Below are 11,996 nucleotides of genomic sequence, written 5' to 3'. Positions count from 1 at the left end.
AAATGTGATTTGTAAGGCCCGACTCCATTAATATTTCTCTCGTCCGCCCAGCGACTGAGGCCACTCAAAATTGTTAATTGACATCGATACCAATGGTTAGCCAGTCTTGTGCTGCATTAGCGATATCCTCATCGGTCCACCTGTCAAAATCAGGTAGCTGACTCGCAGCCTCCATCAAGGCATAAAAAGCATCCCGTTGTTTGGAATTTTCGCTAGCTTGTAAGCCGCCTTCAATAGCAATTTCTATGGAGGTAGTTATGATTTTGGCAACAACATTACTATTGCCACCGACTTTCAGAACTCTAACCAAAACCTTGGCACCTTTAGCCGCAACTTTTTTTATGGCTTTATCGACCACACGCCGAATGGTGCCTTCAAGTTGTTGCTCTAGAAGTAATGTCGGGTTTACACCGGTAGTTGTGGATACCGCAGCAGAAATGACCGCCACTGTCTCTAAATCAGCATCATTGACAAATAATGCATCGTACAATTCCCTATACACCTGCGGCTGCTTAATCACAGCATCTGCATACAACAGATCCCGCGCAGAATCTACATAAGGCCCAAACGGAAGCGCCAGAACATTGTGTAAGCTAGCTCTTGTCCTCATATCTGCAGCAAGCAATTTTTTAGATATGTCCCGCATTTTAACGGTATAACTGCGTACAAATCTAGCCAGTCCATCTTCGAACAATTCTAGATGGTATATTTCCGTTTCACTTAACCCAAAAAGCGAACCATCACGATATTCAAGGTATATATCGATAAGATTACACACCAGCAAATAGCGCATCAAAGGCGATTCGAGCGCCAGTGTTTCCAGTACTATTCTTGCGTGTGGGTTGTTCTGGGCCAAAACCTGAACAAGCTCGATAGATTTGGTAAAGGAAGTATCAATGTTAGCAGCTTCCTCCGCAAAATCAGGAATGCCTGAGTACGCCGCATAATCAATCACGAAGCTTGATCTCGCCTCGTCCAACGACTCAATAATTTTCAGTTCATCTTCTTCGAGTAGATCCAGCGTACGGCTAACCGCTCGTTGAAATATCGGATTTTCTGGCTCCGCCCCTAACAAGTAACTGGCATGATCCTTAAGGCTCACAACGCGAATAGGAACATCGTACAGCCCCGGCAGCTCTTCAGGCTCATCAAGGTATTCATCAAAGTCAACATCTATTGGCGTATCGATATCCGTATAGGTCAGCAGAATAGTATCCGAATACACCCGACTCCCCATTCGGGTCGAGCAAACCGGTATACCAGGTAGCGCCTTGCAAAGTGGCTCTACGGGGTAACTTTGACCAGGATTTACTACAGGATCCACAAAAACATTTTCAAATAAATCACCGCCTGAACCAGAGGTTTCCGCCCAAGCATGAAATACATCACCATTTTCGGCGTTAAAAAAATAGCCCGCTCTTGATGGGCCGGCAACAACAGAACTACTGTTATCCGCACGAGGGAATGCCAAGCCCTCATAGATATAATAGGTGATTCCATCGATTTCAGTCACCTCACCATATGGCAACTTAGTAATAACATCGGAGGGATTGCGATTGTGATTGGAAACTCTCAGCCTGGCTCGCTGAAACTCAGATACAAGTGTAGATCCCACATTATTTATGGGCGCTAATTTTCTTCGAACATACAGTTCATCACCTAATACAGTACCCTCGTTGGAAGAATCACCCATCAACGCTAGCAACTCATCATGCCTTTCTACAACTGAGCCATAGAACAACGTTTGTGACAATCCTTGTACCCCATCATCCCCCACCTCACCCACCTCACCCATAAGGCCCTGAGGCCCTTGCGGACCTGGCCTATCTAGATTTTCTAAAAGAGCTTCAATTTCCCCCTTCTCATATTTAATTTTATTTACAATACAAGTTATTTTATCTGAAGCCTGCTCGCACGGATCTGTTTGTGCAGAGGCAACGACAGATAAAGACAGGAAAAAAAATACCAGATATGACCTCATGCTACTTTTCCTCGACGTGCATATTGTAGAGCGTTTTATTGATCCTGCCTAAATTTTCCTCAAAGGTAAAAATATACTTTTCACCCATATTAAAATATTCGTCAGGATCTATGCCGCCCAAATACTCCCAGTACAAGGCGCCCTCAATCATTGCATTCAGCGTATTGAAATCATTGTCATTCAGACCGTCACCTTCTACACCTTTCTCGCCCTGTCCACCCCGTGGACCGCGCTCACCTGGCGGGCCCTGTGGACCCGGAACTAATGTCAGATTATTTACTTTTTCGGTAAGGCTTCGCTCTATAGAGTTGTTACTTTCTACATAGCTCAACAGCCGGCTCCATTGTAATTGTGCGTTCGAAATTTTCGTTTCTAGCTGAGAAATTAGAGTAATGATCGCATCGAGAACACTCTTTATATGTAGCAGGCTTTGATTAAACTCTTCAAGGTGCCTATTTATTTCTTCTTGCCGCTCACTTAGTGTTTTGGCGAATTCAATCTGAGCGACGGTACCGGACTTGGCTGCAATGGAGTATGAATCGTAGACGTCGTGATTAACCTGATATTTAGCTTGCAATACCAAACGCTTCTCTTGCCATTTATCGTACTCATCTTGTAAGCGATCAATACTCTCTTCATCAGGACCAACTCGCTGATGTTGCTCATCCAGAATATTAAGCAGCAGTTCAAGTGTGGCCAACTCAATCTCGAACTGTGCCGCTTCTGCACTGACCAGTTTTAATTCATTGAGTTGAATTTGAAGTTGTTCATTATCAGCAATTAGTTGATTGTTTATTTCTATTTGCAAAATTGCTTGGGTTAGCCCTTCTCGATACTGTGAAATTTCATCGAATAATAGGTCCCTTTCACTATCCTTCAAGATCGTGTCTTCCGTAACCTCCTGCTCCAAGGTGTTCAACGCCTCGACTATCGCCTGAAGGTCAACAAGCTCAACAGCCTCATTTGAGTTTGTATGATTTTCCACCAAAATAGCTCCGGCGTCATTAACCTCCTGTATCAAAGTCTGATAGTGCGTGAAGGGCGAAGGTTCTTGATCAGCACTGGAGCTACTTAGTGAGGAAGCGGTACTGGAAACCGAAGAAGTGGTACTGGAGACCGAAGAAGCGGCACTGGAGACCGAAGATGAGTCGCTAGTGACAGACTCATTCGCTGCGCCAGAGCTATCTGAACCTGACCCACCGCAAGCCGCCAAAGTGGCTATTAATGAACAAAGCATTATCAATTGTAGCTTCATTCTTGAGCCTCCAGCTGGTCGGCAATATCATGCCAATCCTGTATATAGACTTCTGTCGTGCTGATCATTCGGCGTAGCTGTTCCATACGAGCGTGCAGCTCGGTGATATGATCCCGGCTCGCATCAAGCTTGGCACCCAGCTCATCTTCTTGCTCTTGAGTAAACCCAACTCCCGGGTCCCCCGGTGAGCCTTGCAGTCCTTTTTCACCCACCTCTCCTTGTGGCCCCATTGGTCCGCTTATTAGTTTTATTTCGGTCAAAGACAGTCTTAACGCATGCAGTGTGCGGTAATTCGATAGCAACTGCTGGTACTCCACCTCACCCGCCCAGGTGTTACCAGATAGCAAACAAAGCAATATCAGGGCGGCACCGTAACGCCCTAGAAGTTTCCGTTTCATTGTGAAGTCCCCCGACAGGTAGGTGTAATACGTAAGTATATGGCGTATTACTAAACTGCCCAAAAATGCTCCTCTACCATATGGTGGTATGGATATATGGCTGGCGGCAAAAAGAACAGTAATGGAAGACAAAAACACATGCGGCCCATATCTAACAAAACCCACCAGTGATATAAAAAATCCTTTTTTATACTTTCACTGCCAGCTATGCCCTACGGGCCTGATCAATACGTAACGGTGCTAACGCGTCAGATAGGGGGTATTCAACCACTTGAGAAGCAAATCGCTGCGGCTGTTTACTCGGTATAACTTGTACAAATCAATTATATAGTTATGAACTGTAGTGCTCTTCAGCTTCAGCTGCTTAGCTATGGCCTGCTCCGGCAACCCTTGCAACAATAGATGAACAATTTGACGCTGTCGGGGTGTCAATACACCATTGGCACACTGGGTTAGGCCTCGCTCCAACATAAGCCAAAAATGGAGCCTCGCCATTAATGCGTTAAAAGACAACAATCGTTGTTGATCAGCCTCACTAAAATTAGCACTGCCCCTATTCCTGTCTATTATCATATAGCTTTCACAATTTGGACCCAACGAAATTACGCCCAACATACGATCTTGGATATTGTTTTTATGCAAAAAAAACTCTGGAAACCAATGATCGACGTCATCACGGCTCAGCAATGAACATTGCATTGTATGTACCCTGTCGCACCCTGTGGTACCCAAGGCCCACTGTGTTAACGGATCCACTTCGTCAAGTAAATCTGACAAGCTCAAATACTCGCGCTTTGCCATTTGAGCTTCAGCCGGCTGCATGCCAAGAAAGATCATATCAATAACCTTCCAATCGGTTAGCAATTCACGCTCACGATCATCCCTACGGCCAAACCGACCGCCAAATGCAGCTAGCCATCCAACGGCATCAGCATTCAGCACTCTGCACAACAGCTGCATATAGGCCTGCAACGTAAAAAAGGTTTGATGTGGGGGATTGCGTATTAACTCAGCAACTTGCCTGACCTCAGCATTTGATAAATTCATAGCAGGCTAACTTCTTGTTGTTCGTTTTAATATAAGCAGCTAATCGCTTAATTTAAAGCTAGAAGCAATAAACAGGAACCAGATAACAACTTGTGAGCTAAAGCCGTAGGTTTATCTCATCATTAATGCCATGAGCTCAGCATAACACCATTTACAGCTAATTCTCATTGCCTTGATTGATTCAAACCACCTCGAATAGTATTGATCTACCCGCACAACCCTCCAATAAGCCATCCGGTTCTTTTGACACATGGGCCCCTTGCCAGTTGTTAACTTATGAGCTGTTTTGTCCCGCCGACAACAGACTTTAGCAATAAAGTCGCGAGAGTAAAAAATTATGATGCCTTATTCAAGTGCAAACTATGTAGACTCACCAGAAGAATGTTTTCGGCTAACTGCAAAACCACGACCTATGTTTATCATATGTTAAAGCCTTGCAACGGAAACAGGATAAATGAAATAAATGGGGTCAGATCAAATTTATGCCGCATAAATCATCAACACAATGGATGTCCTCCTCGCTAAATGAAATTGCTGGGGTTCAGCCTTGAATTGTGCGCACCCACGGCAAGCTATCTCCAAGAGAGGTGGATCTAGGATATTACCGAACGTGTTTGATAAAAAAGAGAAAATAGTAGTTTTGACAGCTCCTTGTCCGAGATTAATTGACCACTGAAATGCGCGCTCGGTGCTTATGTTTTCTGTAGAATTATGCCATAGCGATAAAGGCAACCACCAACCCAGTATCGCTACGAAGTGCCGCATTGAGGGCCCATGCGACTGAGCCGATCGGAGGCTCATTTTAGGGGGTAAGCAAGTAGGAAAAGGTGAATTGCGATGCAAGAGAGAGCAGCCTGGGCTGTGCGCAGGAACGACCTTTTGGTTACTTTGATTTACCCAAACAAAGAAAAGTAACTCGCCACGCTCGGCGATACAGGCATATAAAAAGCTTACGCCTCCGGCGGCGCCACCCCTAAATACCAGCTCAAGGCCGGCATAACCGTGAAACCCGGCGTTAGCGACATATTCATACCTTTACCGTTGATGTATCCCCCCACTTCTGGGACAATCGCGCGCTTCTTGCAAGAGCGCTGACGGAATACAACATCTGTGCTCGACAAACACCCCTCCCACTACAGGATCTCGTGTGCTCACTACCGCCAATATCACTATGCAGTTCGGCGCTAAGCCGTTATTTGAAGACGTTTCGGTTAAATTCGGCAACGGCAACCGTTACGGCTTAATTGGCGCCAACGGCTGCGGCAAGTCTACCTTTATGAAAATCCTCGGTGGCGATTTGGTGCCGAGCGCCGGCAACGTCTCGCTCGACCCCGGTGAGCGCATCGGTAAGCTGCGCCAGGATCAATTCGCCTTTGAACAATACTCAGTGGTGGATACCGTGATTATGGGCCACGCCGAGCTGTGGGCGGTAAAAGAAGAGCGTGACCGTATTTACAGCTTGCCTGAGATGAGCGAAGCCGACGGTATTCGTGTGGGCGACCTGGAGGCCGAGTTTGCCGAGATGGACGGCTACACTGCCGAATCGCGTGCCGGCGAGCTGCTGATTGGCCTGGGCATTGGTGTCGAGCAACATTTTGGCCCCATGAGTGAGATCGCTCCCGGTTGGAAGCTACGGGTGCTGCTGGCCCAAGCGCTGTTCTCGGACCCGGATGTACTGCTGCTGGATGAGCCGACCAACAACCTGGACATTCACACTATTCACTGGCTAAGCGAGACGCTTAACCAGCGCAACAGCACCATGGTAATCATCTCGCATGACCGTCATTTTTTAAACAGCGTGTGTACCCATATGGCCGATGTGGATTACGGCGAGATTCGCCTCTACCCCGGCAACTACGACGATTACATGACCGCCGCCACCGCCGTGCGCGACCGTCAACACGCCGACAACGCCAAAAAGAAAACCCAAATCGCCGAGCTGCAATCGTTTGTCAGCCGCTTTTCGGCCAATGCCTCTAAAGCTAAGCAGGCCACTTCGCGCGCTAAGCAAATAGACAAAATCCAGCTAGAAGACATTAAACCTTCTAGCCGGGTGAATCCGTTTATCCGCTTTGAGCAAGATAAAAAACTGCACCGCTTAGCGCTAGAGGTGCACGATTTAACCAAAGGCTTTGAAGATGGCCCGCTGTTTAAGTCTTTTGATTTAATGGTTGAGGTGGGCGAGCGCATTGCCATTATTGGTGAGAACGGCGCGGGTAAAACCACCCTGTTACGCACTCTATTGGGCGAGCTTACCCCCGACAGCGGTACGGTTAAGTGGTCCGAAAACGTTAGGCTGGGTCAGTACGCGCAAGACCACAGCAGCGACTTTGCCAACAACGAGACGCTGTTTGAATGGATGAGCCAGTTTAAACCGGTTAATGGTGACGAGCAGTTAATTCGTGGCACCTTAGGGCGCTTACTGTTTGGCAATGACGATATTAATAAGCGCGTGCAAGTGATCTCCGGTGGAGAGCAGGGCCGCATGATTTTTGGCCGTCTAATTCTGCAAAAGCCCAACGTGATGTTGCTGGATGAACCCACGAACCACTTGGATATGGAATCTATCGAGTCGCTTAACGTGGCGCTTGAGAATTATGCCGGCACTTTGCTTTTTGTCAGCCATGACCGCGAGTTTGTCTCCTCGGTAGCCACCCGTATTTTAGAAATCACCGATAATAAAATCATCGACTTCTCGGGCACTTACGACGAGTACTTGGCCAGTAAAGGCCTACAAGGTTAACGCTTTAACATTGACGGTTTGTTAAACTCACGGCCTGTTATGGCTAAGCGGCGCTACGTCGCTTAGCCATCATAAGAAAAAATGATTGGCCTCAGCTTTAAATCGTGAATTGTAATGATAGGCGGCCACAAAATACGACTTGCCCCCTACAACCAACCGCCGCCGGAAACACCCCCCTCCTTCAACGTTTGCGGCCCAACAAGTGCAGTATGCACCCCCTCAAAACGCACCAATCTTGACCCCTCGCACCACCGTAGGGCACAATAAGCAAATAATATTAAAACAAAAATTCGAACGCCTGTAATCAGTGCGTCTGCTTTACCTTCTCAGCTGCAACAACAGCTTCTTACCCCCTAAAATTTAACTTTGCTTATGACTTATATACATCAGACCATTACCGACCTAAAGCAATCCAGTCCGGCCCAATGCGAGTTTTATCAAGCCGTAGAAGAGGTTTTAGAGTCTCTCGAGCCACTCCTGGAAACCAGTAAGCGCTACCAGAAGCACGCCATTATTCAACGCATTGTTGAGCCTGAGCGCCAAATTATGTTTCGGGTACCCTGGGTAGATGACAACGGCAATGTGCAAGTTAATAAGGGCTACCGTGTTGAGTTTAATTCGGCTCTTGGCCCTTACAAAGGTGGGTTGCGGTTTCACCCTAGCGTAAATGCAAGCATTATTAAATTTTTAGGCTTTGAGCAAATTTTTAAAAATGCCTTAACCGGGCTACCCATTGGCGGCGGTAAGGGCGGCGCTAACTTTGACCCCAAAGGTCGCTCCGACAACGAAATTATGCGCTTTTGCCAATCGTATATGAACGAGCTATACCGCCATATCGGCCCCACCACCGATGTACCGGCTGGCGATATTGGTGTCGGCGCCCGTGAAATTGGTTATATGTTTGGCCAGTACAAGCGCCTGACCGGCCGCTATGAAGGAGTCTTAACCGGTAAAAGTTTATTGTGGGGAGGCTCCCTAGCACGTAAAGAAGCCACCGGTTACGGCACTGTGTATTTTGCCCAGTATATGCTCGAAGCACAGGGTAGCTCACTAAAAGGGAAAAAGTGCCTTGTGTCCGGCGCAGGCAATGTCGCCATATACGCCATCGAAAAATTGCTTGAACTAGGGGCAACCCCGGTATCCTGCTCCGATTCTCGCGGAACGATTTTCCACGAGCAAGGTATCGACCTCGAACTAATCAAAGATATCAAAGAGGTTCGCCGGCTCAGTCTTGAAGAATATATGAGAGTTCACAGCGATGCTATTTACACACCCAGCGGTGAATACCCTGAAGATGGCCACGCCGTATGGCGCTTTAATGCCGATGCAGCTTTTCCTTGTGCGACCCAAAACGAATTAACTGGCGAAGACGCGCAAGTACTATTGGCCAACGGTTGCACGTTAGTCAGCGAAGGCGCAAACATGCCATCTTCGCAAGCGGCCGTTGAGGCTTTTATTAAAGCCCAAATTGCCTACGGCCCGGGTAAAGCCGCCAATGCTGGGGGCGTCGCTACCAGTCAACTAGAAATGTCGCAAAACGCCAGCATGCGCAACTGGACGTTCGAAGAAGTCGACGAACAACTCAAAGCCATTATGAAAAATATCTTTACCGCTGCAAGTAATGCGGCGCAAGAATATGGACAACCGAATAATTTAGTACTTGGCGCCAATATAGCCGGCTTTAAGCGAGTAGCCGAAGCTATGATTGAACAAGGGGTTGTCTAGCCAACAACCCTAACAAGAACACACCACTGCAAACGTAGTCACGGCAAAATGCTCATGGAAGAGCCCCGCCCGACTGTGCATACGTTTAGTCCCCCTCGGCGTTACCCCTTGGCTGCTCGGCGTATCGAGCTGCGTTCGACAAGCATCCCCCCGCGGTTAAACCACAATAAAAACTTGAGAAACCAAGACTTTGGTCGATAATTGATTAAACCGCATTATCTAGGAAGATTTCATGATGTTTGGTAGAAACCGTGAGCTAGAGGCGGAAAACCGCCAATTAGAAGCAACAAATCGTCAGTTATGCTCTTACATTAGTGCCATCCGCACACACATTGGTTATATTATGTTCACCCCGGGCGGGGATATTTTGGATGCTAACGAGATATTTTTAAGCCTTGTCGGCTACTCTATCGATGAGATAAAAGGAAAACACCATAAGATATTTTGCGAGCAGGATTATGCCCGCTCCGGGGAGTATCACACTTTCTGGGCCAATCTAAACGCCGGTATCAGTCAGAACGGCACCTTCAAACGTATCGATAAAAATGGTGAAGCGCTTTGGCTGGAGTCAAATTACTTTCCAGTTCGGGAGAACGGCAAAGTTACTAAGGTTATCAAAATAGCCTCTGATGTAACCCAACACCACATAGACTTGCTTGATCGCAACGCCATGTTTGACGCCATTAGCCGCTCACTGGCAGTGATCGAGTTTACCCCAGACGGCACCATACTTAGCGCTAACAGTAACTTCTTAGCCGCCACGGGTTATCAACTAGAACAGGTCGTGGGCAAGCACCACCGGATGTTCTGTCACGACAGTTTTTATCGGCAAAACCCAGACTTTTGGCAGCAACTGGCCAATGGTCATTTTAACTCGGGTAAGTTTGAGCGCATAAATTCGGCCGGTGAGAGTGTTTGGCTAGAAGCCACCTACAACCCTATGAAAAATGCCGAAGGTAAAGTATATAAAGTCATTAAGTTTGCCTCGGATATTACCGAGCGTATTCAGGCCGCTCTTGCCGCGGTTGAGGCAGCATCCAGCACATCGGAGGAAACCTCGCAGATTACCACTCACGCCAAAGAGTTGCTGGGGGATGCGGTCAGCACCTCAAACCAGGTCGCCAGCCAAATCCATGAAGCCGCCTCCCTGACCGATAAGCTCAGCACTCAATCAGATAGCATCTCTGAGATTGTCACCACCATTCGCGCGATTGCAGAACAAACCAACCTACTGGCCCTTAATGCGGCTATTGAAGCGGCCCGGGCCGGTGATCAGGGCCGAGGGTTTGCGGTGGTAGCGGATGAAGTTAGGCAACTTGCGGCTCGCACTAGTGAGGCGACGCAAGAAATTTCTACGGTCGTTGGGGAGAACCACCAATTAACCCACCAAATTAAACAACAGATGGAAGACGTCAGCACCATCTCCACCCAAGGGCAGGATAGAATTAATCAGGTGTCCGAGGGTGTTGAGCAAATTGCGGAAGGGGTTACCAACTTTGCCCAAGTAGTTAACCAATTGGGGCAGCAATAATTTAGCTATTGCCAGGCCCCGGCGTTAAACACTTGCGTAAGCCTTGCGGGCGGGCGCCCTAGAGAAGCCCCACAGGTTTTCTAGGGCATTTGCTCGGCTCGTTTTTCAGCCGCCTCCTGGAGGCTCTTTTCCAAATCTTTAGCGGTTTGATGGGCTTGAATTTGATCGTCAAACACAGTGCCCGCCCCTTGAGAATTGTTATCGCGATCGGACTTTTCGCAACCACTGCCCAGTAAACCGAACAACGCTACAAACCCAATCAGGTAAAATCGTTTCATCACATCACCACTTGCTCAAGCAATAAACAGTCTACTGAGCTTATCAGAAATACTGTAAAGTGCCATTGACTCCACTCTCAACAACGCCCGACAAGGCGTATAGCGAATAGCCAACGAACACCAACTCGACAAGGGTGATTTCCCGGCGAGAAATAAGACTGTGATAAACTTCCAGCCAGACCACCCACAATAAAGGACACTCCCACCATGGGCTATATGGCATTAAAGCATACGCATCTGCTACTGATTGTTTTATCCATCGGGCTGTTTTTTCTGCGATTTATCGCAACCCAGTGTAACGCTCGCTTTATCCATGCCAAGCCTTTCAAGATTGCGCCACATATCATCGACACGGCTCTTCTGTTAAGCGGTATCAGCTTAATCATCCTGGTTGGCTACCCTCTGTGGCCCATAAACTGGCTGACAGTCAAGTTGCTACTCGTTGTGGCCTATATTGGCTGCGGCATCGTAGCGATGAAGTCTTCAACCAAAGCAATCCGCTGGGGTGCGGCGGCCGGCGCCCTACTCTGCATTGCCGGCATTTTGCATTTAGCACTCAGTAAAAGCTTCTAGCCCTCGCTCAATAACCGCCTTAAACCCATGTATATTCCATCCAATGAGTTTAAGGCGGACACTAGATCCACTCTGCCCCACCTGACGAAATGTTAGCCGGAAACACAACAATAGATAATCAAAAAAGAAATAATAGCGCCCAGAGCCGGAAAAATCTGTCCGGAACAGATTTAGGCAGCTTCGCTGGCCTGTAAGGCCGAGCACACGTACGTGCGAGCCAATTGTACCGGGAACCGGTTCAATGACGGCTTGGTTAGAAAGATACCGCTTGTTTCAATTTACTGGGAGTTTGGAGCGAAGAAAAAATAATGGGTCGCTCTTGCGCGTCCTGCGCCCGCGACATTAATACACTCCCTGTATGTCATGCGCGGAGCCGGAAAAATCTGTTCGGAACAGATTTAGGCAGCTTCGCTGGCCTGTAAGGCCGAGCACACGTACGTGCGAGCCAATTGTACCGGGAACCGG

General features: G+C 47.8%; 10 protein-coding genes. 4 read left to right on the top strand and 6 right to left on the bottom strand.

What is annotated here, in order from left to right:
- Nucleotides 1-73: 73 nt before the first annotated feature.
- The 5 genes from Q4563_RS00050 to Q4563_RS00030 form a co-directional block, all read right to left on the bottom strand.
- The gene (locus Q4563_RS00050; RefSeq protein ID WP_303603202.1) at nucleotides 74-1,981 is read right to left on the bottom strand and encodes a hypothetical protein; all 1,908 of its coding nucleotides are present in this window, start codon (nucleotides 1,979-1,981) and stop codon (nucleotides 74-76) included.
- 1 nt (nucleotide 1,982) lies between these two features.
- Nucleotides 1,983-3,236, bottom strand: a complete 1,254-nt coding sequence (locus Q4563_RS00045) for a collagen-like protein (RefSeq protein WP_303603201.1) — start codon at nucleotides 3,234-3,236, stop codon at nucleotides 1,983-1,985.
- Nucleotides 3,233-3,634, bottom strand: a complete 402-nt coding sequence (locus Q4563_RS00040) for a collagen-like triple helix repeat-containing protein (RefSeq protein WP_303603200.1) — start codon at nucleotides 3,632-3,634, stop codon at nucleotides 3,233-3,235. Before Q4563_RS00040 ends, Q4563_RS00045 begins: the two co-directional genes overlap by 4 nt.
- A gap of 240 nt (nucleotides 3,635-3,874) precedes the next feature.
- Nucleotides 3,875-4,681, bottom strand: a complete 807-nt coding sequence (locus Q4563_RS00035) for a LuxR C-terminal-related transcriptional regulator (RefSeq protein ID WP_303603199.1) — start codon at nucleotides 4,679-4,681, stop codon at nucleotides 3,875-3,877.
- 950 nt (nucleotides 4,682-5,631) lie between these two features.
- The gene (locus tag Q4563_RS00030) at nucleotides 5,632-5,802 is read right to left on the bottom strand and encodes a hypothetical protein (protein WP_303603198.1); all 171 of its coding nucleotides are present in this window, start codon (nucleotides 5,800-5,802) and stop codon (nucleotides 5,632-5,634) included.
- Between the two features lie 26 nt (nucleotides 5,803-5,828).
- Here Q4563_RS00030 and Q4563_RS00025 point away from each other — a divergent pair, with 26 nt between their 5' ends.
- The 3 genes from Q4563_RS00025 to Q4563_RS00015 all read left to right on the top strand — a co-directional run bounded on the left by Q4563_RS00025 (nucleotide 5,829) and on the right by Q4563_RS00015 (nucleotide 10,680).
- A complete protein-coding gene (locus Q4563_RS00025; RefSeq protein WP_303603197.1) occupies nucleotides 5,829-7,424 on the top strand; it encodes an ABC-F family ATPase in 1,596 nt (531 codons plus the stop codon).
- Between the two features lie 372 nt (nucleotides 7,425-7,796).
- On the top strand, nucleotides 7,797-9,149 hold the full coding sequence (gene gdhA / locus Q4563_RS00020; protein ID WP_215975562.1) for an NADP-specific glutamate dehydrogenase: 1,353 nt from the start codon (nucleotides 7,797-7,799) through the stop codon (nucleotides 9,147-9,149).
- Between the two features lie 232 nt (nucleotides 9,150-9,381).
- Entirely contained in the window at nucleotides 9,382-10,680 is a 1,299-nt protein-coding gene (locus Q4563_RS00015; RefSeq protein ID WP_303603196.1) for a methyl-accepting chemotaxis protein, read from the top strand.
- 80 nt (nucleotides 10,681-10,760) lie between these two features.
- On the opposite strand, the gene Q4563_RS00010 is transcribed toward Q4563_RS00015, so the two are convergent.
- A complete protein-coding gene (locus tag Q4563_RS00010; RefSeq protein WP_303603195.1) occupies nucleotides 10,761-10,958 on the bottom strand; it encodes a hypothetical protein in 198 nt (65 codons plus the stop codon).
- 207 nt (nucleotides 10,959-11,165) lie between these two features.
- Between Q4563_RS00010 and Q4563_RS00005 the strand changes: the two genes are divergently transcribed.
- On the top strand, nucleotides 11,166-11,531 hold the full coding sequence (locus Q4563_RS00005; protein WP_303603194.1) for a SirB2 family protein: 366 nt from the start codon (nucleotides 11,166-11,168) through the stop codon (nucleotides 11,529-11,531).
- The last annotated feature ends 465 nt before the right edge of the window (nucleotides 11,532-11,996 follow it).

The sequence above is a fragment of the Gilvimarinus sp. 1_MG-2023 genome, assembly GCF_030548285.1.
The sequence above is the reverse complement of the archived record's forward strand: the minus strand, read 5'-3'. Positions and strand labels throughout refer to the sequence as shown.